This window comes from Mesorhizobium sp. B2-4-1 (assembly GCF_006442185.1).
Lineage (GTDB): Bacteria > Pseudomonadota > Alphaproteobacteria > Rhizobiales > Rhizobiaceae > Mesorhizobium.
On sequence record NZ_VFVN01000001.1, the window covers coordinates 833,074 to 859,919 of the forward strand.

The following is a 26,846-nucleotide window of genomic DNA, read 5'->3' on the forward strand; positions in this document are numbered from 1 at the left end:
GCGCCGAAATCGGGAGCAGGGGATCATGAAACTCACATCGCGTATGGCGCCGGTGCTTGCCACATTCGCCATCATGCCGCTGACGCCTGCGCTGGCCGCCGACTATGATCCCCCGGTCTATGTCGACCAGGCGCCCGACTACGTGCCGGTCGAGGTCGGCTCGGGCTGGTATCTGCGCGGCGATGTCTCCTACCTGGTAGAGAAGAGCTTCAAGAATGAGGATTTCGCCTTCACGCCGGCGAGCTTCGACAACGAGGAAGACCCGGTCTTCGCCAGCATCGGCTTCGGCTACCACTTCAACGATTATCTGCGTGCCGATCTCAATCTGGGTTACCTGCCCGGCAACAAGATCGGCATTGGCTATGACGATTCAGCGACCGCGGCAGAGGCGACCCTAGCGTCGGCGTCCCTGAAGAACTATGCCTTTTCAGGCATGCTCAACGGCTATGTCGACCTTGGTACCTATGTCGGCATAACACCCTATCTCGGCGCCGGCATCGGCATCGTCAGGAGCACGCACAAGCTCTCGGCGAGCTATTTCACCGACAATGGCGATCCAACCGACGACTTCGGCCTGAGTGACGACAAGACCAAGTATTCCTTCGCTTACACGCTGAATGCCGGCCTTGCCTATCAGGTGTCGAAGAATGTTTCCGTCGATCTCGGCTATCAGTATTTCTCGGCGCCCGACGCTGAATATGTGACGGCCGAGAGCCTGACCTCGTTTCCGGTCCACAAGGGAATCAGCAATCATCAGGTTAAGCTCGGGCTACGCTACGATCTCTGGTAGTAGGCTGGCACACATGAACCCTGGCGGCGGATCTCTTCGGTCCGCCGTTTGCGTTTGAAGCTCACGAGATCCTGATCGCGGATCGCCAGTATCCTGCCCGCGACAAAAACTTTCCCCTTGACGCCCGAAGCCCGAGCGCATATCGCCGTCCGTGGGCCACCCCTCCCCAACGAGGGGCCACTATCTGGAAGGATAGACCACGATGACGACGCATACGAAGCCCGGACTCCGTCCGGCAAACCCCAATTTTTCCTCAGGTCCCTGCGCGAAACGTCCCGGCTGGTCGGTCGAGGCGCTGAAAGCTGCCGCGCTCGGCCGTTCCCATCGCGCCAAGATCGGCAAGACCAAGCTCGAACAGGCGATCGCGCTGACGCGCGAAATTCTCCAGGTTCCTGCCGACTACCGCATCGGCATCGTGCCGGCGTCCGACACAGGCGCCGTCGAGATGGCGCTTTGGTCGCTGCTGGGCGAGCGCGGCGTCGACATGGTCGCCTGGGAGAGTTTCGGCTCCGGCTGGATCACCGACGTGGTCAAGCAGTTGAAGCTTGCCGATGTGCGCAAGCTCGAGGCCGGTTACGGCGAACTGCCGGATCTCGGCAAGATCGATTTCGACCGCGACGTGGTCTTTACCTGGAACGGCACGACCTCGGGCGTGCGCGTGCAGAACGGCGATTTCATCCCGGCCGGCCGCAAGGGTCTGACCATCTGCGACGCGACGTCGGCCGCCTTCGCGCAGAAGCTCGATTTCGAGAAACTCGATGTCATGACCTTCTCCTGGCAGAAGGTGCTGGGCGGCGAAGGCGCGCATGGCATGCTGATCCTGTCGCCCCGCGCCGTCGAGCGGCTGGAGAGCTATAAGCCTGCATGGCCGCTGCCGAAGATCTTCCGCCTGACCTCGGGCGGCAAATTGATCGAAGGCATCTTCAAGGGCGAAACCATCAACACGCCATCGATGCTGTGCGTCGAGGACTATCTCGACGCGCTCAGCTGGGCGAAATCGATCGGCGGCCTCGATGCGCTGGTCGCAAGGGCCGACGCCAATGCCGCGGTGCTCGACCGTTTCGTCGCGAAATCCTCCTGGCTTGGCCATCTCGCCGTAGAGCCGGCGACGCGGTCGAACACGTCCGTCTGCCTGTCCTTCACCGACGGACAAGTCGCTGCACTCGACGCCGACGCACAGGCGGCCTTCGCCAAGGGTCTGGTTTCAGCGCTCGACAAGGAAGGTGTCGCCTATGACATCGGTTCCTATCGCGACGCGCCGCCTGGCCTGCGCATCTGGTGCGGCGCAACGGTCGAGACCTCCGATCTCGAAGCGCTGCTGCCCTGGCTCGACTGGGCCTTCGCCGGCCAGAAGGCGTCGCTGAAAGCAGCGGCCTGAAACTCGAACGGTATCATTTTCTGGAATACCCCTCATCCGGCCGCTTCGCGGCCACCTTCTCCCACAAGGGGAGAAGGTGGCGCCTGACCTTCTCCCCCGTGGAGAAGGTGCCTGAGCGAAGCGAAGGCGGGTGGGGTAAGCAACAAGGACCAATCCCATGCCTCGCGTTCTCGTCTCGGATAAACTTTCCACCACCGCTGTTCAGATCTTTAGGGATCGCGGCATCGAGGTCGACTATCTTCCAGATCTCGGCAAGGACAAGGAGAAGCTGCTTGAAGTGATTGACCAGTATGACGGCCTCGCCATCCGCTCGGCGACCAAGGTTACCGAGAAGCTGATCAATGCCGCCACCAGGCTCAAGGTCGTCGGCCGGGCCGGTATCGGCGTCGACAATGTCGACATACCGGCGGCCAGCCGCAAGGGCATTATCGTGATGAACACGCCGTTCGGCAATTCGATCACGACGGCCGAGCATACGGTAGCAATGATCTTCGCGCTCGCCCGCCAGATCCCGGAAGCCAACGCCTCGACGCATGCAGGCAAATGGGAAAAGAACCGCTTCATGGGCGTCGAGATCACCGGCAAGACGCTCGGCGTCATCGGCTGCGGCAATATCGGCTCGATCGTCGCCACGCGCGGCGTCGGCCTGAAGATGCATGTCGTCGCCTTCGATCCGTTCCTGTCGGACAAACGCGCCGAGGAACTTGGCGTCGACAAGGTTGAACTGGACGAGCTCTTCGCGCGCGCGGACTTCATCACGCTGCACACGCCGCTGACCGACAAGACGCGCAACATCATCGATGCCGCCGCGATCGCCAAAATGAAGGACGGCGTGCGCATCATCAACTGCGCCCGTGGCGGGCTGGTCGTCGAAGCCGACCTGGTGGCGGCGCTGAAAAGCGGCAAGGTGGCCGGCGCCGGCATCGACGTGTTCGAGGCCGAGCCGGCCGAACAGAACGCATTGTTCGGCATGGAGAATGTGGTGGCCACCCCCCATCTCGGCGCCTCGACGGCGGAGGCGCAAGAGAACGTCGCGCTGCAGGTCGCCGAACAGATGGCCGACTACCTGATCAAGGGCGCCGTCTCCAACGCCATCAACATGCCGTCGATCACCGCGGAGGAAGCGCCGCGGCTCAAGCCCTTCGTCAAGCTCGCCGAAGTGCTTGGCGCCTTTGTCGGCCAGGTCACCGAGGACCCGATCAAGGAGGTGGAAATCCTGTTCGACGGCTCGACCGCGACGATGAATACGCGCGCGCTGATCAGCGCGGCCCTTGCCGGGCTGATCAGGCCGCAGGTCGCCGACGTCAACATGGTGTCGGCGCCGATCATGGTGAAGGAGCGCGGCATCATCGTCGCCGAGGTCAAGCGCGACAAATCGGGCGTGTTCGACGGCTATATCAAGCTGACGGTCAAGACCGAGCATATGACGCGCTCGATCGCCGGCACTTGCTTCTCCGACGGCAAGCCGCGCTTCATCCAGATCAAGGGCATCAATCTCGATGCCGAGGTCGGCCAGCACATGCTCTACACGACCAATGCCGACGCGCCGGGCATTATCGGCCTGCTCGGCACGGTGTGCGGCGAGAACGGCGTCAACATCGCCAACTTCCAGCTCGGCCGCAACCGGCCGGGGGGCGATGCCATCGCGCTGCTCTATCTCGACGCACCGTTTCCGGAAAAAGTGCTGGAGCAGGTGCGGGCGCACAAATCGATCGATTCGGCCAAGCGGCTGCAGTTCGAGGTCGGCAGCGTGTAGGGCTTGTCTGCTGGGGCAATGCCGCCCCGGCAGTCTCGTCCGACGACGTGGCGGCGGTGCGCAAGGAATTGCAGTAGTCCTGCGAATTGCCGGGCGAGCCGACGCTCTCCTCAAGGCTGACGATCGGGGCGCGAAGTGAGTTTACTGGCGCCTCGGCATGGCTGCCTTGCGGCCGCTATATTCGGCAAGCGCGATGCCGCCCAGCACGAGGACGAGCGCCAACGCCTGGTAGAGCTGGAATGTCTCGCCGACGATCAGCACCGAAAGCAGGGTGCCGAAGATCGGCACCAGGTTGATGAACAGGCCGGCCCGGTTGGCGCCGATCAGCTCATTGCCCCTGATGTAGAATATCTGCGAGACGACCGAGGCGCCGATCGCGGTATAGACGATCACCGCCCAGCCGCGCGCGTCGGGAACGATGACCTTGCCGGCCACGATTTCCCATAGGAAGAACGGCAGCGAGGTGATGAGCGCGGCGAGCGACATGGCCAGCATCAGGCTCTGCCATTGCATGGCCGGCTTCAGCCGCAACCCGACCGAATAGCCACTGTAGAGAATGACCGCGACCAGCATGATGGCGTCGCCGAAATTGAGCTCCAATGTCAACAGCCGGCGCGGATCGCCGTGGCAGGCGGTCAGGATGACGCCGAAGATCGTCAGTACCACGCCGGCGATCTGCGCCCAGTTCACGCGGACGCGGAAGAAGATGAAATTGGCTACGATGATCAGGATAGGCATCGCCGCCTGCTCGATCGAAACGTTGATCGCGGTCGTGTAATTGAGCGCCGTATAGAAGATCGTGTTGAACAAGGTGAAGCCGCTGGCGCCAAGTGCGGCGAGCACGAACCAGTGCCTGCGCACGACGGGCCAATCTCTTTTCAGCGCATTCCAGCCGATCGGCAGCAGGATCGCCACCGCCAACACCCAGCGCAGGAAGACCAGCGTCATCGGTGAGACGTGATCGACCGCCAGCTTGCCGGCCACCGAGTTGCCGCCCCACAGCAAGGTGGTGAGCAGCAGGAACATGTAGGGGCTTCGGTGCATGGCGGGTCGCAGCGGGGAGGAGGTGAATGGGGCGTGCCCGCCGGCCTATTGCCCGCGCCTGGACAAGTAAATGATGTCAAAGCTGAAAATTGTTGTGCCTCAGCCCATTTTCGGCGGCAAAGAAAGGTCGCATCGGCCTGCTCTTGACGTTATAGAGGCCTGTCGTTTCGAACCGTATCCAAGCCGCGCGGCGGCGCCTCGAAGGAAAAGAAACATGGCCAATGTGGTGGTCGTCGGCTCGCAATGGGGTGACGAAGGCAAGGGCAAGATCGTCGACTGGCTGTCGGAGCGCGCCGATGTCGTGGTGCGTTTCCAGGGCGGCCACAATGCCGGCCACACGCTGGTCGTCGACGGCAAGGTCTACAAGCTGTCGCTGTTGCCGTCGGGCGTCGTGCGGCAGGGCAAGCTGTCCATCATCGGTAATGGCGTCGTCTTCGATCCGCACGCATTCGTCGCCGAAGTGGCGAAGCTCAAGGGGCAAGGCGTCGAGGTAACGCCGGAGCGCCTGAAAATAGCCGAAAACACAGCGCTTATCCTGTCCCTGCACCGGGAACTGGACGGCTTCCGCGAGGACGCCGCCTCAAATTCCGGGACCAAGATTGGCACGACCCGCCGCGGTATCGGCCCCGCCTATGAGGACAAGGTGGGCCGGCGCGCGGTGCGGGTGATGGATCTGGCGGATTTGGAAACACTACCCTTGAAGGTCGACAGGCTGTTGACGCATCACAATGCACTGCGTCGCGGCCTTGGCCATGCCGAAGCCACGCATGACGCGGTCATGCAAGAGCTGACCTCGGTCGCCGGCGAAATCCTGCCCTACATGGACCGGGTCTGGAAGGTGCTCGACGACAAGCGCCGGGCCGGCGAGCGCATCCTGTTCGAGGGCGCGCAAGGCACGCTGCTCGACATCGATCATGGCACCTATCCGTTTGTCACCTCGTCCAACACCGTCGCCGGCCAGGCGGCAGCCGGTGCCGGCGTGGGCCCGGGCGCCATCGGCTATGTGCTTGGCATCACCAAGGCCTATACGACGCGCGTAGGCGAAGGTCCGTTCCCGACCGAGCAGCAGAACGAGATCGGTGAATTCCTCGGCACGCGCGGCCATGAATTCGGCGTCGTCACCGGCCGCAAGCGCCGCTGCGGCTGGTTCGACGCGGTGCTGGTGCGCCAGGCCGTCGCCGTCAACGGCATCAAGGGCATCGCCCTGACCAAGCTCGATGTGCTTGACGGGCTGGACGAGATCAAGGTCTGTACCGGCTACCGCCTCGACGGCGAGACGATCGACTATTTACCCGCCAGCCAGGGCGCGCAGGCCCGCGTCGAGCCAATCTACGAGACGCTGGAGGGGTGGAAAGGCACCACCGCCGGCGCGCGCAGCTGGAACGACCTTCCGGCCCAGGCCGTCAAATATGTCCGCCATATCGAGGAGTTGATCGGCGCGCCGGTCGCGCTCCTCTCCACCAGCCCGGAACGGGACGACACGATACTTGTGACCGATCCGTTTCAAGACTAGTTTCTCAAGCCTTTCCGGGCGTTGCGGCTGATTTGCGGAGGCCGGCCCGGAGCACAATACAGGTCGACTGACGCATGGCGAAAGATTTCGTTTCTGCTCTGAGGGATACGATAAACAATTTTGGCGATCCTACGCCGGAGCTGCGGGCCAAAGTCTACGACAAAGCGCGCTCGACGATTGCAAAGAAGATTGCCGAGCGCGAGCCGCCGCTTTCGCCGTCGGAAGCCGAAAGGCAGAAGCGCGGCCTGGAAGACGCCATATCGAGGCTCGAGCGCGAATATGCCAAAAGCGTGCCGGAGACCGATCCGCTTGCCGAACTGGAGCACATATTTTCCTCCATCGATCGCAACAAGAACCAGTCGAACCATACCAAACAGCCGGTAAAGGCGGAGCCGGCCTGGCCGGCAGCGCCTGCCTCGAAGGCTGAACCCTACAAGCCGCCGCCCCCCGCTCCGGAGCCCGACATCTCCAGGCCTGCATCGCCCGCCGCCGAGGTCGAGCCGAACTGGCAAAAGCCCGTACCGGTGCAGCCGGCCACGGAGTTCGACGACAGGGCTCAGCCTGGCATGGATGTGGGTCAGGACGACGAGCATGCCGATGTCTTTGCGAGCGACGAAAAGGCTGCGGCCGCCGACACTTTCCAGCGCTTGCGTCCGGCTGAACGCAAGCGCAGCTATGGCGGGCTGATTGCCGCTGCCGTTGCGTTGCTGGTCATTGCCGGCGGCGGCTATGGCATCTGGCTGAACAAGGATGCCTTCGGCAAGATGCTGGGTCTGGGCGGCGGCAGCAAGGTCGCGACGACCGAGCCGGTCAAATCGACACCCGCCAAGCCGGCGAGCGATGCGGCGGCAACGCCCCCGGCACCTGCGGCTAGCGGTGCCGAGCCCGAAGGGACACCGAAGTTCACTCAAAGACTGACACCGCAAGGAAGCGAGGTCGATCCTGGCCCGGCCGGCGGACAGAGCGGCGTGGGCGAGGGCGAGTCCGTCGCGGCGCTGACGACGCCGCCTTCAGCCACGACCACCCCGGCCTTGTCGGCTCCGGCAGGAGGCACGCCGGCCGCAGGCGCGCCCGCCGGGACCACGCCCCCTGCACCGGGCGCTGCGCCGGCGGCGACCGCACCCGCGGCGCCGGCTGACAACGCCGCCACGCCGCCCTCGCCTGCCGGTGCGCCGACGCAAACCTCTCTGCCGGTCGGCCAGAAGGCGATCTTCTATGAGGAGCGCACCAGCACCGCGCAGGGTTCGGCCGAGCCGGGCAACATCGTCTGGTCGCTGGTGCAGGAATCGCCCGGCGGCGACCTGCCGCCTGAGCCGGCGATCCGCGCCGAGGCGACCATTCCCGGCAAGGACATCCAGTTGCGCATGACCATCCGCCGCAACACTGACCAGACGCTGCCGGCCAGCCACATCATCGAGATGATCTTCCTGACGCCCGACGGTTTCGAAGGCGGCGGCGTCGACAACATCCTGCGCGTGGCCATGAAGAGTTCCGAGCAGGATGCCGGCAGCCCGCTGATCGGCATTCCGGCCAAGATCGCCGACGGCTTCTTCCTCGTCGCGCTCAACGACACCAAGGCCGACGAGGACGCCAACCTGACCTTGCTTCGGGGACAGGACTGGATCGACGTGCCGGTCGTCTACAAGACCGGACGACGAGCGTTGCTGACGATGGAAAAAGGCATTCCCGGCGAGAAGGTGTTCGACGAGGCGATCAAGGCTTGGCAGGCGAAGACGGCGGGCTGAGCCGACGGCAACGGTCGGCTCCGGTCAGAAGCCTTGGAACAGCATGTCGAGCGCGGCGACGATGTCGTCGTGGTGCTTGGAGAGATTTCCCTCGGCATCCGGTAATTCAGTGGCCATCAAGGCAGAGCCGGGGGCCAGGAACGGGGGCTGTGTCGGGCGGCATCAACGGAATGACGACTCTCGTGTTCAGCCTCTCAAGAAGGTCGGACTGAACATCGACAAGGTAACCACTGCCTCCGGCATTCCGATAGAGATCGTAACGGGCCATCAAAACAGCGGGCGTGTGGCCAATGGCAACCCGTTCCGCTCGACATAGGCGTTGGAGCTCACAATCGCCTCAAAGTTCTCCTCTTGCCACCGACGCGTTTTTTCCGCCGCGATGGCCTTCGCAATACCTGCCTCGGCGGCGCGCGAGAGATTGATACCCGACGCTTTGGCGTCTTTGATCAGCTGAGCGTCAATGGATGTATTGACAGACTTTCGCTGAGGTTTTGTCGTCGATTGAAGCACGGAGACAGCCCTCTTTTAAGCGCATAACGCAGCGTATACCATCCTCACCCCTCCATCTCCTCGCGCAACATCTCCAGTTCGAGCCACTCTTCCTCCAGTGCCGCCAGTGCCGCGCGCTCCTTGTCGAGGGCGGCGATGGTCTTCTGGAACGAGGCCGGATCGCGCTCGTAATAGGCCGGATCGGCGATGTTGTTCTCCAGCCGCGAGATCGAGGCTGTCACCGCCTCGATCTTCTTGGGCAGCGATTCCAGCGCGAATTTCTGCTTGAACGAGAGTTTTTTTGCCGGGGCTTTGGCGGTGGCGCTGTCCGCCTTCGCCGTCGGTACGTCGCTTGCATCCGCCTTCGCGCGCGCCTTGCGGTCGTCGAGCCTGGTACCGCCGCGCTGCTCCAGCATGTCGGAATAGCCGCCGGCATATTCGACCCAGCGACCGCCGCCGTCCGGCGCGATCACGCTGGTCACGGTGCGGTCGAGGAAATCGCGGTCGTGGCTGACCAGGATGACCGTACCGGCAAAGCCGGCGACCAGTTCCTGCAGCAACTCCAGCGTTTCCATGTCGAGATCGTTGGTCGGCTCATCGAGCACCAGCAAGTTCGCCGGCCGGGCCAGCACGCGCGCAAGGATCAGCCGTGCCCGCTCGCCGCCCGACAGCTCGCGCACCGGCGTGCGTGCCTGCTCCGGCTTGAACAGGAAGTCCTTCATGTAGGAGACGACGTGGCGCTGCTCGCCATTGATGACAAGGTTCTCGCCGCGCCCGTCGGTGAGATATTGCGCCAGCGTTTCCTGCGGATCGACCGCCTCGCGCTTCTGGTCGAGCGTGGCGATCTCCAGATTGGTGCCGAGCCGCACCGAACCGGCATCCGGCTGCAATTCTCCGGTCAGCATCTTCAGAAGCGTCGTCTTGCCGGCGCCGTTCGGCCCGACGAGGCCGATGCGGTCGCCGCGCTGGATGCGGGTCGAGAACCCCTTGACCACGGTGAGGTCGCCAAAGCTCTTCTCGATGTTCCTGGCCTCGATCACCAGCTTGCCGGATTCGGCGGCGTCGCTGGCCACCATGGTCGCGGTGCCTTCGGCGCCGCGATGGCCGCGAAAACGCTGGCGCATGGTCTGCAATTCGCCCAGGCGGCGCATGTTGCGCTTGCGCCGCGCCGTCACGCCATAGCGCAGCCAGTGTTCCTCGCGCACGATCTGGCGGCCGAGCTTGTGCTGTTCGCGCTCTTCTTCCTCAAGCACCTGGTCGCGCCATTCCTCGAAATGGCCGAAGCCCTTATCCAGCCGGCGCGTCTGGCCCCGGTCGAGCCACACGGTGGCGCGCGATACGCGCTCAAGGAAACGGCGGTCGTGCGAGATGACGATGAGGGCCGAGGAGGTGCGGACGAGTTCCTCTTCCAGCCATTCGATCACCGAGAGATCGAGATGGTTGGTCGGCTCATCGAGCAGCAGGATATCAGGCTCGGGCGCCATGACGCGGGCAAGGGCGGCGCGCCTGGCCTCGCCGCCGGAGAGGTCGCCCGGCTGCTCCTCGCCCGAGAGGCCGAGGTGCTCCATCAGGTAGCTGGCGCGATAAGGATCGTCGGCGGGACCGAGGCCGGCCTCGACATAGGCGCGCACGGTTGCGAAGCCGTCCATGTCGGGCATTTGCGGCAGATAGCGGACGGTCGCCGATGGCTGGCGGAACACCTCGCCGTCCTGCGGCTCGATCAGGCCGGCGGCGATCTTGAGCAGCGTCGACTTGCCGGACCCGTTGCGGCCGACCAGCGCGATCTTGTCGCCGGCCGACGCAGCCAAGTCGGCGCCGTCGAGCAGGGGCGTGCCGCCGAAGGTCAGTTTTATTCCGTCGAGATTGAGAAGAGGCGGCGCCATGTCAGCTTTCTGGCAAGGGATAGGGATGGGCGAGCAGCAGCGCGCGGCCCGCTCCCAGCGCGATCTCGAGCCTGCCCTTGACCTCGTTGGAGATGGTCAGCGACGAGCCGAACGCGACCTTGACGCGGTCAAGCGGCCATTTCGCACCGGCGACGGTCAGCCCTGCAAGCTCGGAAAAACCCAGGATCGAGAACAGGGTGCCGTCGGCATAGTCGAAGCGGGCCGTGCCGTGCGCCAGGGGCACGGCTTCCTGCGCGCCGCTGGTCAACAGCACCTTTGTCCCGGCCCCGGCCAGCCGCAGGGCGAGCGCCATGTGCAGGAAGGCATGGTCGGCGCGCTTGCCGCCGAAGGCGCCGGCGAGCACGAGGCTGGTAGCGCCGCGCTCCAGGGCGGCCGATATCGCGAGTTCTCCATCGGTGGCGTCTTTCTCTGCCGGAAAGGTCCGGCGCGGCACGGCGGCCAACTCATCCGGCAGGCCGGCGGGCACGGAGTCGAAATCGCCGACCCACAGTTCCGGCACAAGGCCGAGCGTCCTCGCATGGCCGATGCCGGCATCGGCGGCGATGACGCGGGTTCCCTCGACCTGACGGTCGAGCCGTGGCGTGCGGACGAGATCGCCGCCAAGCAGGATGGTGAATGTGCTCATATCGTGTGGCCCTTACCAGCCCGGCAGCGGAAACGGAAGGCCGGCAAACAGCCACTTGCGCGGTTCACCGGCCGGGCCTATGTGTCGAGGCGCTCTAACGGGGTGCCGGACGCGATATTTCGCGGACCGGCTGAGAGGCAGTCTCGCCAACCCGCTGAACCTGATCCGGTTTGTACCGGCGGAGGGATTAGACGTTTCGGACAGTCCGACGCCTCAATTCCTTTAACGCGAACGAAGGAGGCGCCGATGCGCACGCTTTTATACGCCCTTGTCTCTGCAATGGTCGTGGTTCTCTCCGGGCCGGCCTTGGCCAAGGACAAACTCACCGTCTACACCTACGAGAGCTTCACCGCCGACTGGGGGCCCGGCCCGGTGGTGAAGAAGGGATTCGAGGCCGAATGCGGCTGCGATGTCGACTTCGTCTCGGTTGCCGACGGCGTCGCGCTGCTCAACCGCGTCAAGCTGGAAGGGGCCGCGACCAAGGCCGACATCGTGCTTGGCCTCGACACCAATCTCACCGCCGACGCCAAGGCCACTGGCCTGTTTGCGCCGCATGGCGCCGTGGCCGGGCTCAATGTGCCGGGCGGCTGGAACGACGACATCTTTGTCCCGTACGACTATGGCTATTTCGCCGTCGTCTATGACACGCAGAAGCTGAAGACGCCGCCCAAGAGCCTGAAGGAATTGGTCGAGGGCAGTGCCGACGACAAGATCGTTATCCAGGATCCGCGCACCTCGACGCCGGGCCTCGGCCTGCTGTTGTGGGTGAAGTCGGTCTATGGCGACAAGGCGCCGGAGGCCTGGGCCAAGCTCAAGGCGAAGGTCTTGACCGTGACGCCGGGCTGGAGCGAGGCCTACGGCCTGTTCACCAAGGGCGAGGCGCCGATGGTGTTGTCCTACACGACCTCGCCCGCCTACCACATGGTTGCCGAGAACACCGAGCGCTACCAGGCCGCTTCCTTCGAGGAGGGCGAGTATCTGCAGATCGAGGTCGCCGGCATCACCACGACGGGAGCCAAAAATCCGCTGGCGGAAAAGTTCATCGCCTTCATGACCGGGCCGAAATTCCAGGATGTCATCCCCGAGACCAACTGGATGTTCCCGGCCGGCAAGACCGACAAGCCGCTCAATCCGGCCTTCGACAGACTGGTCAGGCCGACCAAAACCTTGCTGTTCAGTCCCGAGGAGGTCGCGGCCAACCGCAAGGCATGGGTGGATGAATGGCTGGCGGTGATGAGCAAGTAGTTTGGTCGTATGATCGAATGATGAGTGCTCTACGGCGCCCCCCTCTGTCCTGCCGGACATCTCCCCCACGAGGGGGGAGATTGGCCGTCACGACGGCTTTCGCCAATTGGCGACGTCACAGGAGAGGGTGGAGCGCTGAAGCAGCCAATCTCCCCCCAAGTGGGGGAGATGTCCGGCAGGACAGAGGGGGGCGCGAAGGAACGCGACGCTTGCTAAAGGTCCTTTGGGCGGCCCAGCGTGCAGCGCGCGTCTGACCCCCGCATCTCCGCCGGCATCCTCGCGCTTGCGGCGATCGCGCTGCTGATCGGCGGCGCGTTTGCGGGTCTTCTTTTCGAAGGCGCGAACGATTTCTCCGGAGCCTGGGCGGCCTTCGATCCTTATCTCCTGCGCGTCGTGCGCTTTACGTTGTGGCAGGCGGCGCTTTCGACGCTGCTGTCGGTGGCGCCGGCCCTGTTCGTGGCTCGCGCGCTGTCGCGGCATCCGCACTTTCCCGGCCGCGGCTTCATCCTGCAGCTCTTCGCCCTGCCGCTGGCGCTGCCGGCGATCGTCGCGGCGCTCGGCATCCTGGCGCTCTACGGCCGCGCCGGCTATTTCGCCGGCTTTCTTGGTGCCGTCGGCGGTTACCATTGGCCGGGCATTTATGGCCTCTCCGGCATCCTCGTTGCTCATGTCTTCTTCAACCTGCCGCTGGCCACGCGGCTGTTCCTCGAAGTGCTGCAAACCATCCAAGCCGACCAATGGCGCCTGGCGAGCCAGCTCGGCATGGGTGCCGCACCGGTTTTCCGGCTGATCGAGTGGCCGACACTGCGCGCCGCTCTGCCGGGCGTCGCCGGCCTGGTGTTCATGCTCTGCATCACATCCTTCACGATCGTGCTGACGCTGGGCGGTGGCCCCGGCGCGACGACGCTGGAGGTCGGCATCTACCAGGCGCTGCGTTTCGATTTCGATCCCGCGCGGGCGGTGGCGCTGACGCTGCTGCAGATCGCGCTGACCTTTGTCGTGGTGCTGGCGTTGACGCGGCTCGGCGCCAACACCACCGGTGACGCCAATCTGCCGGTGGCGCCGCGCCGCTACGTCTCGGCCGGCAGGACCGAGACCGCGCTGAATGCCGCGCTCGTCGTGCTGGCCCTTTTGTTCGTCGCCGGGCCGATGACGGCGACGGTGATGTCAGGCCTCGGCGCCGACCTCGGTCGTCTCGCCGGCGAGGCGGCGGTGCGGCAGGCGACGCTGACCAGCGCCGTGCTGGCCTTCCTGTCGGCGCTGCTGTCGGTTGCGCTGTCGCTTTCGCTCGCCATGGCGCGCCGCGTGCTGGCCCTGAAGCGCCGCTCCGGTCCGCGGACCGTGCTCGAACACGCCACCGACACCGGTGCCGGCTTCGTCCTGGTCGTGCCGCCCATCGTCATCGGCGCCGGCTGGTTCCTTCTGCTGCGCCATGTCGGCGATGTCTTTGCCATAGCCCCGGTCATGGTCGTCACTGTCAATGCAGTCATGGCGATGCCTTTCGCCATCCGTGCCATCCGCCCCGCCTATGATGCGGCGAGCGAGCGCCATGAGCGGCTCTGCGCGCTTCTGGGAATAGCGGGCTGGGCCCGGTTGCGGCTGGTCGACTGGCCCTCGCTGCGACGGCCGCTGGCCACCGCCTTCGCGTTTGCCATGGCGCTGTCGCTTGGCGATCTCGGCGTCATTGCATTGTTCGGCAGTGATTCCGTGCAGACCTTGCCCTACCTTCTCCTGGCGCGCATGGGCAGCTACCGTACCGAGGACGCCGCCGGCCTGGCGCTGCTGCTCGGTCTGGTCTGCCTTGCGCTTGTGGTGGCGGCGAGCGGGCTGGGAAGGGGAGAACGAGACTGATGGCTGCGGGCGCCACCAATGGTGCGACAAGGGGAGCCGAGGTGCGGCTGGACACGGTCTCGTTCAGCTACGGCGACGCGCCGCTCGTTTTCGATGTCGATTTCGCCGCGTCGAAAATTACCGCCATCATGGGGCCGAGCGGCTCGGGCAAGTCGACGCTGCTCAATCTGGTGGCGGGCTTCGAGACGCCGCAGGCTGGCCGCGTGCTGATCGGCGGCGCCGATGTCGGCGCGGCGCCGCCTTCGGCGCGGCCGGTGTCGATGGTGTTCCAGGAAAACAATCTTTTTGCCCATCTTTCGGTCGAAGAGAATGTCGGGCTCGGCCGCTCGCCCTCGCTGCGGCTGACCGAGGCCGACCGCGCTGACATCGCGGAGGCGATCGCGCGCACCGGCCTCGCGGGCAAGGAAAGACGCCTGCCGCGCGAACTTTCGGGAGGCGAACGCCAGCGTGTCGCATTGACGCGCGTGCTGGTTCGCAACCGCCCGGTGCTTCTTCTGGACGAGCCTTTCGCTTCACTCGGACCGGCCTTGCGCGACGACATGCTCGATCTTGTCGCCGACGTGCATGCCGAGCGGGGCATGACGCTGCTGTTCGTCACGCACCAGCCACAGGACGCACGCCGTATTTGTGAGGAGGTGGTGTTCCTCGACAACGGCATGGTTGCCGCCAAGGGCAAGGCGGATGATTTCTTTGCCGGGGCTGGTCCTGAAGTTTTCCGGCGCTATGTTGGCACAAGCGCCTGGGAGGCTGGATCACGAGATATTGCCCGGAAGCGGACATAATTTACGCTCAAACCGGCTCCTGGCGACGGGGCGATTGCTTGCCATGACAGAGGTAGTGTGGCTAGGTCCGCCCCGTACCGGTCCGGTGCAGGCCGTGATTTGCCTGCGGCATCCGCCGCGCGTTGGTATGGCGTGGATGCTGTAATGCTTTGATTTGCGCATGAGCCCTTGCGAGGATCGCCCCGATTTTCGCGGGCATGCGCCAGACCCGAAAGGAAGCCGTTCTGCCGACCGGCACGGAAAGACCAAGAGGGAAAATGCTGGCGCGCTTTCTGGCGCTGGCCGGCTTTGTCGTGGCCCTGGCAAGCTGCCAGATGTTCACACCTCCGGAAGTCCAGGAATCCGGCTTCCAGCCTTCCGACAAACCGATCACGGTCGACAATGTCGCGGCCAATAACAAATTGGCCGAACTGGCCAAGGCGCAGCATCCACGCATCCTGGCGACCTATGGCGGCGAATACTCCGATCCCAAGCTCGAGCGCATGGTCGCCAAGGTCGTAGGCAGCCTGACGGTGGTGTCGGCCAACCCGACCCAGACCTATCGTATCACCATCCTCAATTCGCCCAACGTCAATGCCTTCGCACTGCCGGGCGGCTACCTCTACGTCACGCGCGGCCTGCTGGCGCTGGCCAATGATTCGGCCGAGCTCGCCGCCGTCATCGCGCATGAGATGGGCCACGTCACCGCCAACCACGGCCTGCAGCGCCAGCAGCTCGAGGCCGAGGAGGGGCTCGCCACCAAGGTTGTTTCCGACGTGCTCGGCGACAGCCCGACCGCCAAGGCGGCGCTGATCCGCGGCAAGCTGAGACTGGCGCAGTTTTCGCGCAACCAGGAACTGGAGGCCGACGCGATCGGCATCAAGTCGATCGGCGAAGCCGGCTACGATCCTTACGCCGCCGGCCGCTTCTTGCAGTCCATGTCGGCCTACACCGATTTCCGCTCGATCAGCGGCGCCACCGACGCCAGCCTCGATTTCCTGGCAACGCATCCCAATACGCCGCAGCGTATCGACCTTGCGCAACGCCATGCCCGCCAGTTCGGCCCGCCGGGCGTCGGCACCCGCGATCGCGACGCCTTCCTCGCCGGGATAGACGGCCTGCTCTACGGCGACACGCCGGAAGAAGGCTATGTGCGCGGCGAGACCTTTCTGCATCCGGGCCTGGGCGTGTCCTTCTCGGTGCCGGAGGGCTTTATCATCGACAATTCGGCCGCCGCCGTGACGGCGACCGGGCCGGGCGACATTGCGATCCGCTTCGACGGCGTGTCGATCGACAAGAACCGTGCGCTGACCGATTATATCAGGAGCGGCTGGGTGGCCGGTCTCGATGATGCGAGCGTCAGGCAGGAAACGATCAACGGCAACGAGGCGGCGACGGCGCATGCAGGCGCCGAAGGCTGGCAGTTCGATATCGCGGTAATCCGCGCCGGCGGCCAGGTCTACCGGCTGCTGACGGCGGCACCATCCGCCAGCACGTCGCTCGACACCGTGGCGCGTTCCGTCAGCGGCTCGTTCCGCATTCTGAGTGCCGCCGAAAAGGCGGCGCTGAAGCCGCTGCATATCCGCGTGGTCACCGTCCAGCCGGGGCAGACGATGGGTTCGCTTTCGGCACAGATGGTCGGCGTCGACCGCAAACTCGACCTGTTCCGGGTGCTCAACGCGCTGTCGCCGGGGGCCGCGGTTTCGGCCGGCGACAAGGTCAAGATCGTCACCGACAAATAGCCGATAGTCGGCGCTGACCCGCTCTCTCGTTTTTGGGACGAGAAACTTCTAGGTAGTTTTCCTGGAATGGATTTAGGCGGCGGTGGCGAGGAATTCCGGGTTCTGCTTCACCAGCGCCACTTTCAGCTTTTCCATGGCGCGGGCCTCGATCTGGCGCACGCGTTCCTTGGAAATGCCAAGCGTCTCGCCGAGCGCTTCGAGCGTCGCGCCCTCGTCGCTCAGCCGACGCTCCTCGATGATGCGCAGCTCACGCGCGTTGAGTGCGGCAAGCGCCGCCTTCAGCCATATCGAGCGGCGTTCGATATCGATGGTGTCGCTGACGACCTCGTCGGGCAAGGGATCGTCCGACACGAGGAAGTCCATCCGCTCGGTCGCGCCCCCATCGTCGGCAAGCGGGACATTGAGGGAGGAGTCGGGCGCCGAGAGCCGCGAATCCATCAGCGCGACATCGGCTTCGGAGACGCCGAGGGCCGCTGAAACCTCGCGGTACAGCGTCCTGTTCGACAGCGGCTCCGCGGCGCCGTTCGCCAGCCGGGCGCGCAGGCGCCGCAGGTTGAAGAACAGAGCCTTTTGCGCCGAGCTGGTGCCGCCGCGCACGATCGACCAGTTGCGCAGGATGTAGTCCTGCATCGAGGCCCGGATCCACCAGGTCGCATAGGTCGAAAACCGCACTTCGCGCTCCGGCTCGAAACGGGCCGCGGCCTCGAGCAGGCCGACATGGCCCTCCTGGACCAGATCGCCAAGCGGCAGGCCGTAATGACGGAATTTGGAGGCCATGGAAATGACCAGGCGCATATGCGCCACGGTGATGCTGTGCAGCGCGTTCTGGTCGTTGTCCTTTTTCCAGCGCAGCGCCAGCCGCAACTCCTCGTCGCGTTCGAGATAGGGAGCCCTCATTGCCGCGCGGACCATGATCCGTCCTGCCGTGTCTTCCATCATGAGGCACTCCCTGGCTCTGGCGATACGGATGTCATTTCGAAACCCGGCAGCCGCTCGACTTGAAATGACGGCGTCCTGCCCTACAACGAACGCAAAACGTGCCATGCGCGGGAAAGGTTCCGCCGCCGGCGGCGCGGCGTGGAGGCTGCGCGAAAAAACTCCGGGCGGGTTCGAGGCACCGCCAGAAACGTCAGTGGTAGAATCCGATTCCGAATAATGGATGTTTTTGAAATCTCATTCCTTATTTTTTCAACTCACATCTGTCAATTTCCAGCGCTCACACACCATGCCGGATATCAGGCCAGGACGGGATCACAGAAAAATGAAATGGCTCAAGTCGCTCATCGTCGCCGGAACTTTGCAGGTTCTGGCTGTTACCGCAGGCTATGCCGGCGCCAATCTCGACCAGATCAAGCAGGCCGGCGTCATCAAGGTCGGCACGGAGGGCACCTACGCACCCTTTACCTATCATGATGCCGGCGGAGCGCTGGTCGGCTTCGATGTCGAAATCGCCAAGGCGATCGGCGACAAGCTCGGCGTGAAGGTAGAGTTCCTCGAGGGCAAATGGGACGGGCTGATCGCGGGCCTCGATGCCAACCGCTATGACGCGGTCATCAACGAAGTCGGCATCACCGACGCCCGCAAGGCGAAATACGATTTCTCCGACCCCTACATCGCCTCCAAGGCAGTGCTGATCGTGCGCGGCGACAATACCGACATCAAGAGTTTCGCCGATCTCAAGGGCAAGAAGTCGGCGCAGTCGCTGACTTCGAATTTCGGCAAACTGGCCGAGGCCAACGGCGCCGAACTGGTCGGCACCGACGGGTTCGACCAGTCGATCCAGCTGCTTCTGACCGGCCGCGCCGACGCAACCATCAATGACAGCCTGTCCTTCCTCGACTTCAAGAAGCACAAGCCGGATGCCAATGTGAAGATCGCGGCCCAGGAAGAGAACGCCGACTATTCCGGCGTCATCGTTCGCAAGGGCGATCCGGAACTGGTTGCCGCGATCAACAAGGCCCTGGCCGACATCAAGGCCGACGGTACCTATCAGAAGATCGCAGACAAGTATTTCGGCCAGGACGTTTCGAAGTAATTTACGGCCGGGCCGTTGGCGGCCCGCGCGACATCGCCCGGCGGCGGACCGTTTTGACGGCCCGCCGCCTTTCGCGTGATATACGGCAGTCGCAAGAAGGAGCCTTTCGTGCCGCACTGGCTGCAACTCATGCTGGAATCGCTGCCTTCGCTGCTATGGGCCGCGTTGATCTTCACCGTACCGCTGACGCTCCTGTCCTTTGTGCTTGGCTTGAGCGTCGGTCTCGGAACCGCGCTGATCCGGCTCTTCGGGCCAATGCCCCTGGTCGCGGTGGCGCGCTTCTACGTGTGGATATTCCGCGGCACGCCGCTCCTGGTGCAGCTGTTCCTGATCTTCTACGGCCTGCCCTCGGCCGGCATCCTGCTTGACGCGTTTCCCGCGGCGTTGATCGGCTTCACGCTCAATATCGGCGCCTATTCGTCGGAAATCGTTCGCGCGGCGATAGGCGCGGTGCCAAAGGGGCAATGGGAGGCGGCCTATTCGATCGGCATGACCTGGAGCCAGGCGATGCGCCGCACCATCTTGCCGCAGGCCGGGCGCGTGGCGGTGCCGCCGCTCTCCAACACCTTCATCTCGCTGGTCAAGGACACGTCGCTGGCCGCCGCCATCACCGTGCCGGAAATGTTCCAGGCCGCGCAGCGCATCGTCGCCACCACCTATGAGCCGCTGATCCTCTATGTCGAGGCGGCTATCCTCTATCTTGCGATGAGTTCGGTGCTGTCGGCCTTGCAGACGCGGCTGGAGGCGCGGCTCAATCGCTATGGCGGGTTCCTGGAGGCGCGCTCGTGATCGACCTTGCCAACATCGAAAAGCGCTTCGGGGACAATCTCGTGCTGAAGGGCGTGACGGTTACCATCGCCGAAGGCAGCGTCACCGCGCTGGTCGGTCCTTCGGGTGGCGGCAAAAGCACGCTGCTGCGCTGCATCAACCTGCTTGAGATCCCAACTTCGGGCACAGTGCGTATCGGCGATCAGGCGCTGGAGTTCCATCCGGGAGCGAAGGTGGCGGCCCGGGACATTCAGCGGCTGCGGCTGCAGACCGGCATGGTGTTCCAGAACTTCCAACTGTTCCCGCATCGCACCGCGATCGAGAACGTCATGGAAGGGCTGGTGACGGTGCTGAAGTGGCCCCAGGCACGGGCGCGCGAACGGGCGCTCGCGCTGCTGGAAAAGGTCGGCATGGCGCACAAGATCGATGCCTGGCCGGCAACGCTGTCGGGCGGCCAGCAGCAGCGGGTAGCGATCGCCCGGGCGCTGGCGCCGTCGCCAAAGGTGCTTTTGTGCGACGAGCCGACCTCCGCGCTCGACCCGGAACTGGCGCAGGAAGTCGTCGACGTGCTCGGCCGGCTCGCCAGCGAGGGGACGACGATGGTGATGGCCACGCACGATCTGCGGCTTGCTTCAAAGATCGCTCGCGAGGTGGTGTTCCTCGAGGCCGGCATTGTCGTCGAAAAGGGCCCCGCGGCGGTGCTGTTCGGCAATCCGGAGCGCGAACGGACAAGACGGTTCATCGCGACGCTAAAGCAGGAAATGGCGGAGAAGGAGGGTGGGGGAGAAGGCGGCAATTTCTCGTCCTAGGCCTGCGCTGCGCTTGCTCCCTGCCGGGCATTTATCCTCGTGAGCCGCCGTCAGGCACGGTGTTTCTATTTCGATGGACGGGCGTGTCCATGCGCTGCAATAGTGGGGCCGATGGTTCGCAACGTTGCTCTTGTTCTCGGTGGTGGCGGGGCCGCCGGAAATGCCTGGCTGATCGGCATCATCGCGGGCCTCGCCGACACTGGTGTCGATCTGACCGAGGCCGCCGATCTGGTGATCGGAACCTCGGCAGGCGCCAATGCGGCAGTGCAGGTGCGCAGCGGCATACCGCCGGGCGAACTGTTGGCCGCGGTGCTGTCCCCGCTGCCGGTTCAACCGGCCGGACAGAGCCGTCAACCGCCGTTCCCGTCGATGGATAGTGTGTTCGAGCGGATGCGTTCCATTTCCGCCGCCGCTACCTCGGCAGCCGATCTGCAACGGGCGATGGGCGCATTCGGATTGGAGAGCGATGCCAAATTCGGACCTGAAGTGGCCAAACAGCGGCGCGCGCTGGTCGCCGCCAGATTGCCTCGCCATGAATGGCCGGAAAGGCCGATGATCTTGGTGGCCGTCGACGCGCTTACCGGTGAACTAGCTGCGTTCGACCGCGATTCCGGCGTCGAATTGGTTGACGCGGCCACCGCGAGCACCGCGCTGCCCGGTGCGGGGCCCACGCACAGCATCAATGGCGTCCGCTACATCTCGGGTGGCGTGCGCTCCGCCGATAATGCCGACCTTGCCTCGGGCTATGCGAACGTGATCGTACTCTCGCCGTTCAGCGGACGGAGCGGGCCGCTACCGGAAGGCCAGTTCGAGGGCCTGCGCAGACCGCCGGGCGCGGACCTTGCAAGCGAGGTCGAAGCCCTGCGCCAGCAGGGCAGCCGGGTGGTGGTGATCACGCCTGACGTCGATTCCCGCGCCGCAATGGGCACCAACCAGATGGATCTGGCGACCCGCATCCCCGCGGCCCGTGCCGGTTTCGCCCAAGGCAAGAAGGAAGCGACCCGCGTAACGTTCCTGTGACGATTGCACGCCGAGGGCGTGCACTAACTTTCCAAATATTGCCTGCAACAAAAAACCCGGCGCAAGGCCGGGTTTTTCAAAAACTCAAAAGGCGCAAGGCCTCAGGCAGCTTCTTCCTGCTCGGCTTCCTCATTGTCGGCCTTGGCGCCGCGCTTAGGGCCCTTGTTGAGATTGACCTCGATCAAACGCACGGCTTCGGTTTCCGACATGCGGTTGACAGCGGCGATCTCGCGGGCCATGCGGTCGAGCGCGGCTTCGTAGAGCTGGCGTTCGGAATAGGACTGCTCCGGCTGGTTGTCGGCGCGGTAGAGGTCGCGAACAACTTCCGAGATCGAGATCAGGTCGCCGGAATTGATCTTGGCATCATATTCCTGCGCGCGACGCGACCACATGGTGCGCTTGACGCGGGCGCGGCCTTGCACGACCTTCAGTGCGCGTTCGACATAATCCTCTTCCGACAGCTTGCGCATGCCGATCGAGGTTGCCTTGGCGACCGGCACCTTGAGGCGCATCTTGTCCTTCTGGAAATCGATGACGAACAGTTCCAGCTTGTGCCCGGCCACTTCCTGCTCGTCGATCGAGACGATCTGGCCGACACCATGCGCCGGATAGACGATGTACTCGCCGGTCTTGAAACCGTGACGTGCAGCGGTGGACTTCTTCTGCGGGGTGATCGTTGCCATTACGCCCTGAACTCCTTGTTGTGGGCCGGCGGCGGTGCCGGCTGAACTCGCGCGATCGGGTTACCGATCATTAGCCGCACAACAGATGAACCCACCGGAAAAGCCGGGACCGGCAAACCGCACGATTGCGATCACCTGGCCCAGATCGCTCTGGTCCGATATGGGATTTTCACCTTTCAGTGATTTGGGGCGTTAGCGCCATAAATCGACGTTGTGTCACCGGCATGTTTCGCTCATGTAACACAAAAAGTCGGAAGAATCAAGGTTTTGCTGCATAAGCGAAGGCCACAGGTTCACGCCGCCTGTCAAGGCGGTTAATAGGCCGTACCTCTTACGCCACGTCATGCCGGTTGAAACGGCAGCGCTGTCAGTCGCCTTCTCCGGGTTCAGCCGAGAAATATTTCTCGAACTTGCCGGCCTCGCCATCGAAGGCCTTGGCGTCGGCCGGCGGCTCCTTCTTGGCGGTGATATTAGGCCATTTCTCAGCGTATTCGGTGTTTATCTGCAGCCATTTGTCGAGGCCCGACTCAGTATCGGGCTTGATCGCGTCGGCGGGGCATTCCGGTTCGCAGACACCGCAGTCAATGCACTCGTCGGGATGGATGACGAGCATGTTCTCGCCCTCGTAGAAACAGTCGACCGGACAGACCTCGATGCAGTCCATATATTTGCATTTGATGCAATTGTCGGTCACGACATAGGTCATCGATCTGCTCCGGGACGTCCCGTTTTTGTTGGCTTTTTCCGTGAGGTAACGCCTTTGGCGCTCGCTTGCAAGGGCGGCCATTCCGGCCATGTCCGCATTGCCGGGAATGGAATTCCAACGGGTCGGCAATGGCGGGCATCGGTCATGTGCTCGGACCGTTGTGTCGGCGGTGTGGAAGAACATACATGCCTCCGTGCACCGGCGGTCAGTCGTCGCCAAGCAAGCGGTCGGTCTCGCGGCGCTCCTTCTTCGTCGGGCGGCCGCTTCCGGCCTCGCGCAGCCCTGGGATCGCGTCGGGAGGCGCCTCGCCCGTCGGTGCGGCAGGCGGCGAGATGTCTTCGTAGAGCGTGCGTGCCTCCACGGCGGGGCCGCGCCGGCTTCCCGCATCGAGCACCTTCCAGATGAAGATGCGCCGCTCCAGCGTGATGGTCAGGACGTCGCCAGGCTTGACCAGGTCGGAGGCCTGCGCTGCTTTGTCGCGATTGATGCGCACCCGGCCGGCCACGACCAGTTTGGCGGCCAGCGAGCGCGATTTCACCGCGCGCGAGAAGAACAGCCATTTGTCGATACGCTGGCGGTCGGTGGCCATCGGGGCGACCATCGGATCCTGTGCGGCTATTTCTTCAGCTGGTCGCGCAAAGCGGCGAGCTTGGCGAAGGGAGAGTCGGGATCGAAGCGCACCGGGCGCTCCTCGCGCGGTTTTGCCTGAAACGAGGGTTTGCCGCCTTGCGGGCCGCCCTTGCCTTCCGGCCTGCCGCCCGGCCGGCCCTCACGGCGGTCAGAACGCTCGCCCTGCGGCTTTCCCTCCCGCCGTTCCCCGCCTTCGCCTTGCGGCCTGGGCTTGAACTTCGAGCGATCGAAACGTGGCTTGCCGGCGCCATCGCGGCGCCCTTCATGGGCGGGCCGGGTGCCGGGCTGGCCGACAGCGGCATCCGCCGGGGCATCGGAGCGCGCCGCCTGGCCGTTGCGCGGCCGGGCGCGGTTCTCGTGGTGACGGTGACGAGGCCGCTGGTCGAAGCGGCCCTGCCGCCACAACAGGATCGGCTTAGGCTCTTCGGCTTCCGCGGCGGGCACGCCGGCTTCATCCTGTCCCTGTTGGGGAGCGTCGGCGCTGTCACCCCCCTCGCTTCGCTCCGCGACCTCCCCCGTGGAGGGGGAGGTGAGAGCGTCGGCGCTTTCGGCGGCAGAAGTCTCAGGCACGGCTTCTGCTACAGGCGCAACCTCTTGCGTCGCTTCGGCTGGAACTTCGGGTTGTTCTTCCGCAACAGTTTCGGCCGCTTCCGCAATGGGTTCAGCAGGAATTTCGACGGCGGTCTGGGCAGTCGCAGTTTGCGGATCTTCCGCCGATGTCTCCTCAGGCGTGTCCGTCGCAGCCGCCTCCGCCGCCTTGGCCTGCTCGGCGCGCGCGGCCTCTTCCGCTGCCAGCTTGGCCGCCACGGCTTCCCGGGCGGCATTGTCCTGCGCTTCCAGCCGTGCCTTGACTTCGGCCGCCGGCTTCGGCTCGGCACGGTAGCCAAGACCTTTCAGGATTTCTTCCATGTCATCGGCCGTGGCGCCGAGAATCGACATCATCGGCGGCGTCACCATGAAAGACTGGCCGTCATAGGCGCCATCCGGACGCTGGCCGAGGCCGGGCTTCCAGTTGGTCGCCGGGCGGATCAGGTCGGCCAGCCGTTCCAGAATGTCGATGCGCACGGCGCGGCGGCCGAGATTGCGGTAGCCGGCAAGCTTGTAGAAGGCCTTGTCGAAAGCCGGATCGATGACCACCGAGGTGCGGCCCGATGCCAGCGCATGGACGACGTCGCCGAAGCCGGGCTTGTCCTTGCCGTCGTTTTTCAGCGCCCACAGCAACGTCACCAATCCCGCGGGCGCCGGCTTGATCAGCGCCGGCACGAAGACATGATAGGCGCCGAAGCGCACGCCCAGCCGGCGCAATGCCGCGCGGCCTTCCTGGTCGAGCGACTTCATCTCCTCGGCGATGTCGCGGCGATTGATAAGGCCGAAATTCTCGACCAGCTGGAAGGCGATGCCGCGGCCGATACCCGATATCTGCTCGGCATTCTTCAAATCGACCAGCGGCTTCAGCAGGGATTCGATCTGGAAATTGACGAAGCGCTCGGCACGCGCCGCGACCTTGTCACGCGCCGGGCCGGTCAGCTGTTCATCGGCCAAAAGCACCAGGCGCGGCTTCAGCGCGTCCTCGCCGGCAACAAGCGTGCCGATCGGCGCGCCGATCCAGCGCAGCGTGCCGTCGGAACCGAGCGCGATGTCGCCATTGGCGCAGGCGCCGAAGCGTTCGGCGCGTGCCTCGAACTCCGCCGCCAGCGCCTTCTGGGCGGCCGCGCGCACGGCCTTGGCGTCTTCGCCGCCAGCGCTCTGATCGGCGGTGAAACGGAACCCCTGCAACTCGCCGACATGGTGGCCTTCGACGAGGACGGTTCCGGTTGGGCTTATTTCGGCTTCAGGCATGGTATTTTCTCTAAGGCGCCGCATGAGGACGGAAGTCCTGCGGTCTACGAAGCGTTTCGTCAACCGCTCATGCAGCGCATCCGACAATCTGTCTTCGATTTCGCGCGTCTTTTCCTGCCAGTGTGCCTGATCGGCCAGCCAGCCGGGCCGGTTCGACACGAATGTCCAGGTGCGGATCTGGGCGATGCGATGCGACAGCGTATCGATGTCGCCCTCGGTGGTGTCGGCGCGGCGCACCTGCTCGGCCATGTAATTCTCGTCGACATGGCCATGCCTGGCGAGGTCCATGTAGATCGACGCAATGAGGTCGGCGTGCTGGGCCGGCGCTATCTTGCGGTAGTCGGGGAGCGCGCAGGCCTCCCACAGCAGCGCGACGCGCCTTGCGTCGGTGGCGAGCGCCCTGATGTCCTCGTCACGCGACAGGTGCTCAAGCGCCTGCGCATCGACTGCCGGCAGCGCACGGGTCAGGCCTTCCACCGGGGCATTGGTCTCGATCGAGCGCTTCAGCGCGTCGAGGCTGGCGAAATTGAAACGCGCTGTGCGCCACTGCAGAACCTTCACGGGGTCGAAGTCGTGGCTTTCGATCTTCTTGACCAATTCCTCGTCCAGCGGGTCGACCTGGCCGGTGACGCCAAAGGTGCCGTCGCGCAGGTGCCGGCCGGCGCGCCCGGCGATCTGGCCAAGTTCGGCCGCCGTCAGGTTGCGATACTGATAGCCGTCGAACTTGCGGTTCTGGGCGAAGGCGACATGGTCGAGATCGAGGTTAAGGCCCATGCCGATGGCATCGGTGGCGACGAGATAGTCGACGTCGCCCGACTGAAACAGCGCCACCTGGGCGTTGCGGGTGCGGGGCGAGAGCGCGCCAAGCACGACGGCCGCACCGCCCTGCTGGCGGCGGATCAGTTCGGCGATGGCATAGACCTCGTCGGCGGAGAAGGCGACGATCGCTGTGCGCCGGGGCAAGCGGGTCAGCTTCTTCGAACCGGCATAGGCCAGATGTGACAGCCGCGGTCGTGTCACCACCGAGACGCCTTTCAACAGGCGCTGCAAGATGCCGTGCATGGTGGCGGCGCCGAGCAGCAGCGTCTCCTGGCGGCCGCGCAGATGCAGGATGCGGTCGGTGAAGATGTGGCCGCGCTCGAGGTCCCCGGCAAGCTGCACCTCGTCGATGGCGACGAAGGCGGCATCGGTCTCGCGCGGCATGGCTTCGACGGTACAGACCGAATATCTGGCGCCTGGCGGCTGGATCTTCTCCTCGCCGGTGATGAGCGCCACCTTGTGGGCACCGACCTTTTCGCAGACGCGGGTGTAGACCTCTCGCGCCAAGAGCCTGAGCGGCAGGCCGATGATGCCGCTTTCATGCGCCACCATGCGCTCGATGGCGAGATGGGTCTTGCCTGTGTTGGTCGGCCCAAGCACGGCAGTCACGTCGCGACCCGATAGGATCAGCGGCTCGGTGGGTTTCGGATGGATGTTCATCGGCTCGGAAATAAGGCTTTCTGGCCTCTCATTG

At 64.4% G+C, this 26,846-nt stretch carries 23 protein-coding genes and 1 riboswitch; of the genes, 13 read left to right on the top strand and 10 right to left on the bottom strand.

Features of this window, described 5'->3' with window-relative positions; all coding sequences use genetic code 11:
• Window positions 1-25: 25 nt before the first annotated feature.
• The 3 genes from FJ949_RS04280 to serA all read left to right on the top strand — a co-directional run bounded on the left by FJ949_RS04280 (window position 26) and on the right by serA (window position 3,924).
• Window positions 26-790, top strand: coding sequence for an outer membrane protein (locus FJ949_RS04280; RefSeq protein ID WP_140493272.1), 765 nt, complete (start codon window positions 26-28; stop codon window positions 788-790).
• Window positions 791-992: 202 nt separating this feature from the next.
• On the top strand, window positions 993-2,168 hold the full coding sequence (locus tag FJ949_RS04285; RefSeq protein ID WP_140493276.1) for a phosphoserine transaminase: 1,176 nt from the start codon (window positions 993-995) through the stop codon (window positions 2,166-2,168).
• 157 nt (window positions 2,169-2,325) lie between these two features.
• Entirely contained in the window at window positions 2,326-3,924 is a 1,599-nt protein-coding gene (serA, locus tag FJ949_RS04290) for a phosphoglycerate dehydrogenase (RefSeq protein ID WP_140493279.1), read from the top strand.
• 141 nt (window positions 3,925-4,065) lie between these two features.
• On the opposite strand, the gene FJ949_RS04295 is transcribed toward serA, so the two are convergent.
• Window positions 4,066-4,968 carry a DMT family transporter gene (locus FJ949_RS04295; protein WP_140493282.1) on the bottom strand — a complete coding sequence of 301 codons (903 nt, stop codon included), beginning with the start codon at window positions 4,966-4,968 and terminating at the stop codon, window positions 4,066-4,068.
• Between the two features lie 214 nt (window positions 4,969-5,182).
• On the opposite strand from FJ949_RS04295, the gene FJ949_RS04300 reads away from it, so the two are divergent.
• Both FJ949_RS04300 and FJ949_RS04305 read left to right on the top strand, forming a co-directional pair.
• Window positions 5,183-6,481 (top strand): adenylosuccinate synthase, encoded by a 1,299-nt coding sequence (locus tag FJ949_RS04300; protein WP_140493285.1) that lies wholly within the window; start codon window positions 5,183-5,185, stop codon window positions 6,479-6,481.
• Window positions 6,482-6,555: 74 nt separating this feature from the next.
• Complete coding sequence (locus tag FJ949_RS04305) at window positions 6,556-8,226, top strand: hypothetical protein (RefSeq protein ID WP_140493288.1); 1,671 nt, start codon at window positions 6,556-6,558, stop codon at window positions 8,224-8,226.
• 106 nt (window positions 8,227-8,332) lie between these two features.
• Here FJ949_RS04305 and FJ949_RS04310 read toward each other — a convergent pair whose 3' ends face one another.
• From FJ949_RS04310 to FJ949_RS04325, 4 genes are read right to left on the bottom strand one after another with little or no spacing between them, the layout of a single operon-like run.
• Window positions 8,333-8,494 carry a CcdB family protein gene (locus FJ949_RS04310; protein WP_318012521.1) on the bottom strand — a complete coding sequence of 54 codons (162 nt, stop codon included), beginning with the start codon at window positions 8,492-8,494 and terminating at the stop codon, window positions 8,333-8,335.
• On the bottom strand, window positions 8,494-8,736 hold the full coding sequence (locus tag FJ949_RS04315) for a type II toxin-antitoxin system CcdA family antitoxin (RefSeq protein ID WP_140493291.1): 243 nt from the start codon (window positions 8,734-8,736) through the stop codon (window positions 8,494-8,496). The genes FJ949_RS04310 and FJ949_RS04315 overlap by 1 nt, the downstream gene beginning before the upstream one ends.
• Window positions 8,737-8,780: 44 nt before the next feature.
• On the bottom strand, window positions 8,781-10,598 hold the full coding sequence (locus FJ949_RS04320; RefSeq protein WP_140493294.1) for an ABC-F family ATP-binding cassette domain-containing protein: 1,818 nt from the start codon (window positions 10,596-10,598) through the stop codon (window positions 8,781-8,783).
• A gap of 1 nt (window position 10,599) precedes the next feature.
• Window positions 10,600-11,244 (bottom strand): thiamine diphosphokinase, encoded by a 645-nt coding sequence (locus FJ949_RS04325; RefSeq protein WP_140493297.1) that lies wholly within the window; start codon window positions 11,242-11,244, stop codon window positions 10,600-10,602.
• An 88-nt stretch (window positions 11,245-11,332) separates the two neighbouring features.
• Window positions 11,333-11,448: riboswitch (TPP riboswitch) on the top strand.
• 42 nt (window positions 11,449-11,490) lie between these two features.
• On the opposite strand from FJ949_RS04325, the gene thiB reads away from it, so the two are divergent.
• The 4 genes from thiB (at window position 11,491) to FJ949_RS04350 (ending at window position 16,843) form a co-directional block, all read left to right on the top strand.
• Window positions 11,491-12,489, top strand: a complete 999-nt coding sequence (thiB, locus tag FJ949_RS04330) for a thiamine ABC transporter substrate binding subunit (protein WP_140493300.1) — start codon at window positions 11,491-11,493, stop codon at window positions 12,487-12,489.
• 237 nt (window positions 12,490-12,726) lie between these two features.
• Window positions 12,727-14,340: a thiamine/thiamine pyrophosphate ABC transporter permease gene (gene thiP, locus FJ949_RS04340; RefSeq protein ID WP_140493306.1), complete on the top strand. Its 1,614-nt coding sequence runs from the start codon at window positions 12,727-12,729 to the stop codon at window positions 14,338-14,340.
• Window positions 14,340-15,122 (top strand): thiamine ABC transporter ATP-binding protein, encoded by a 783-nt coding sequence (thiQ, locus tag FJ949_RS04345; RefSeq protein WP_140493309.1) that lies wholly within the window; start codon window positions 14,340-14,342, stop codon window positions 15,120-15,122. Before thiP ends, thiQ begins: the two co-directional genes overlap by 1 nt.
• Window positions 15,123-15,379: 257 nt before the next feature.
• Window positions 15,380-16,843 (top strand): M48 family metalloprotease, encoded by a 1,464-nt coding sequence (locus tag FJ949_RS04350; RefSeq protein ID WP_140493312.1) that lies wholly within the window; start codon window positions 15,380-15,382, stop codon window positions 16,841-16,843.
• A 72-nt stretch (window positions 16,844-16,915) separates the two neighbouring features.
• On the opposite strand, the gene FJ949_RS04355 is transcribed toward FJ949_RS04350, so the two are convergent.
• Window positions 16,916-17,782 (bottom strand): RNA polymerase factor sigma-32, encoded by an 867-nt coding sequence (locus tag FJ949_RS04355; RefSeq protein WP_140493315.1) that lies wholly within the window; start codon window positions 17,780-17,782, stop codon window positions 16,916-16,918.
• A 322-nt stretch (window positions 17,783-18,104) separates the two neighbouring features.
• Here FJ949_RS04355 and FJ949_RS04360 point away from each other — a divergent pair, with 322 nt between their 5' ends.
• From FJ949_RS04360 to FJ949_RS04375, 4 genes are all read left to right on the top strand, one after another.
• The gene (locus FJ949_RS04360; RefSeq protein WP_140493318.1) at window positions 18,105-18,878 is read left to right on the top strand and encodes an amino acid ABC transporter substrate-binding protein; all 774 of its coding nucleotides are present in this window, start codon (window positions 18,105-18,107) and stop codon (window positions 18,876-18,878) included.
• 108 nt (window positions 18,879-18,986) lie between these two features.
• Window positions 18,987-19,667, top strand: coding sequence for an ABC transporter permease subunit (locus FJ949_RS04365; RefSeq protein ID WP_140493321.1), 681 nt, complete (start codon window positions 18,987-18,989; stop codon window positions 19,665-19,667).
• Entirely contained in the window at window positions 19,664-20,455 is a 792-nt protein-coding gene (locus FJ949_RS04370) for an amino acid ABC transporter ATP-binding protein (protein WP_140493325.1), read from the top strand. The genes FJ949_RS04365 and FJ949_RS04370 overlap by 4 nt, the downstream gene beginning before the upstream one ends.
• Before the next feature lie 111 nt (window positions 20,456-20,566).
• The gene (locus FJ949_RS04375; protein WP_140493328.1) at window positions 20,567-21,475 is read left to right on the top strand and encodes a patatin-like phospholipase family protein; all 909 of its coding nucleotides are present in this window, start codon (window positions 20,567-20,569) and stop codon (window positions 21,473-21,475) included.
• Between the two features lie 101 nt (window positions 21,476-21,576).
• On the opposite strand, the gene FJ949_RS04380 is transcribed toward FJ949_RS04375, so the two are convergent.
• The 4 genes from FJ949_RS04380 to FJ949_RS04395 all read right to left on the bottom strand — a co-directional run bounded on the left by FJ949_RS04380 (window position 21,577) and on the right by FJ949_RS04395 (window position 26,812).
• Complete coding sequence (locus tag FJ949_RS04380; RefSeq protein ID WP_006327799.1) at window positions 21,577-22,158, bottom strand: CarD family transcriptional regulator; 582 nt, start codon at window positions 22,156-22,158, stop codon at window positions 21,577-21,579.
• A gap of 367 nt (window positions 22,159-22,525) precedes the next feature.
• Window positions 22,526-22,864, bottom strand: coding sequence for a ferredoxin FdxA (gene fdxA / locus FJ949_RS04385; RefSeq protein WP_140493333.1), 339 nt, complete (start codon window positions 22,862-22,864; stop codon window positions 22,526-22,528).
• Window positions 22,865-23,069: 205 nt separating this feature from the next.
• The gene (locus FJ949_RS04390; RefSeq protein ID WP_224646527.1) at window positions 23,070-23,465 is read right to left on the bottom strand and encodes an RNA-binding S4 domain-containing protein; all 396 of its coding nucleotides are present in this window, start codon (window positions 23,463-23,465) and stop codon (window positions 23,070-23,072) included.
• Between the two features lie 14 nt (window positions 23,466-23,479).
• Window positions 23,480-26,812 (bottom strand): helicase-related protein, encoded by a 3,333-nt coding sequence (locus FJ949_RS04395; RefSeq protein ID WP_140493336.1) that lies wholly within the window; start codon window positions 26,810-26,812, stop codon window positions 23,480-23,482.
• Between the last annotated feature and the right edge of the window lie 34 nt (window positions 26,813-26,846).

Excerpts from the sequence above, each read along its gene's own strand:
- thiQ (WP_140493309.1), top strand. The coding sequence starts at position 14,340 with ATGGCTGCGGGCGCCACCAATGGTGCGACAAGGGGAGCCGAGGTGCGG.
- FJ949_RS04310 (WP_318012521.1), bottom strand. The coding sequence starts at position 8,494 with ATGGCCCGTTACGATCTCTATCGGAATGCCGGAGGCAGTGGTTACCTT.
- FJ949_RS04355 (WP_140493315.1), bottom strand. The coding sequence starts at position 17,782 with ATGATGGAAGACACGGCAGGACGGATCATGGTCCGCGCGGCAATGAGG.
- FJ949_RS04300 (WP_140493285.1), top strand. The coding sequence starts at position 5,183 with ATGGCCAATGTGGTGGTCGTCGGCTCGCAATGGGGTGACGAAGGCAAG.
- FJ949_RS04395 (WP_140493336.1), bottom strand. The coding sequence starts at position 26,812 with ATGAACATCCATCCGAAACCCACCGAGCCGCTGATCCTATCGGGTCGC.
- FJ949_RS04350 (WP_140493312.1), top strand. The coding sequence starts at position 15,380 with ATGCTGGCGCGCTTTCTGGCGCTGGCCGGCTTTGTCGTGGCCCTGGCA.
- FJ949_RS04320 (WP_140493294.1), bottom strand. The coding sequence starts at position 10,598 with ATGGCGCCGCCTCTTCTCAATCTCGACGGAATAAAACTGACCTTCGGC.
- FJ949_RS04295 (WP_140493282.1), bottom strand. The coding sequence starts at position 4,968 with ATGCACCGAAGCCCCTACATGTTCCTGCTGCTCACCACCTTGCTGTGG.
- serA (WP_140493279.1), top strand. The coding sequence starts at position 2,326 with ATGCCTCGCGTTCTCGTCTCGGATAAACTTTCCACCACCGCTGTTCAG.
- FJ949_RS04285 (WP_140493276.1), top strand. The coding sequence starts at position 993 with ATGACGACGCATACGAAGCCCGGACTCCGTCCGGCAAACCCCAATTTT.
- FJ949_RS04390 (WP_224646527.1), bottom strand. The coding sequence starts at position 23,465 with ATGGTCGCCCCGATGGCCACCGACCGCCAGCGTATCGACAAATGGCTG.
- FJ949_RS04280 (WP_140493272.1), top strand. The coding sequence starts at position 26 with ATGAAACTCACATCGCGTATGGCGCCGGTGCTTGCCACATTCGCCATC.
- thiB (WP_140493300.1), top strand. The coding sequence starts at position 11,491 with ATGCGCACGCTTTTATACGCCCTTGTCTCTGCAATGGTCGTGGTTCTC.
- fdxA (WP_140493333.1), bottom strand. The coding sequence starts at position 22,864 with ATGACCTATGTCGTGACCGACAATTGCATCAAATGCAAATATATGGAC.
- FJ949_RS04375 (WP_140493328.1), top strand. The coding sequence starts at position 20,567 with ATGGTTCGCAACGTTGCTCTTGTTCTCGGTGGTGGCGGGGCCGCCGGA.
- FJ949_RS04325 (WP_140493297.1), bottom strand. The coding sequence starts at position 11,244 with ATGAGCACATTCACCATCCTGCTTGGCGGCGATCTCGTCCGCACGCCA.
- FJ949_RS04305 (WP_140493288.1), top strand. The coding sequence starts at position 6,556 with ATGGCGAAAGATTTCGTTTCTGCTCTGAGGGATACGATAAACAATTTT.
- FJ949_RS04360 (WP_140493318.1), top strand. The coding sequence starts at position 18,105 with ATGAAATGGCTCAAGTCGCTCATCGTCGCCGGAACTTTGCAGGTTCTG.
- FJ949_RS04380 (WP_006327799.1), bottom strand. The coding sequence starts at position 22,158 with ATGGCAACGATCACCCCGCAGAAGAAGTCCACCGCTGCACGTCACGGT.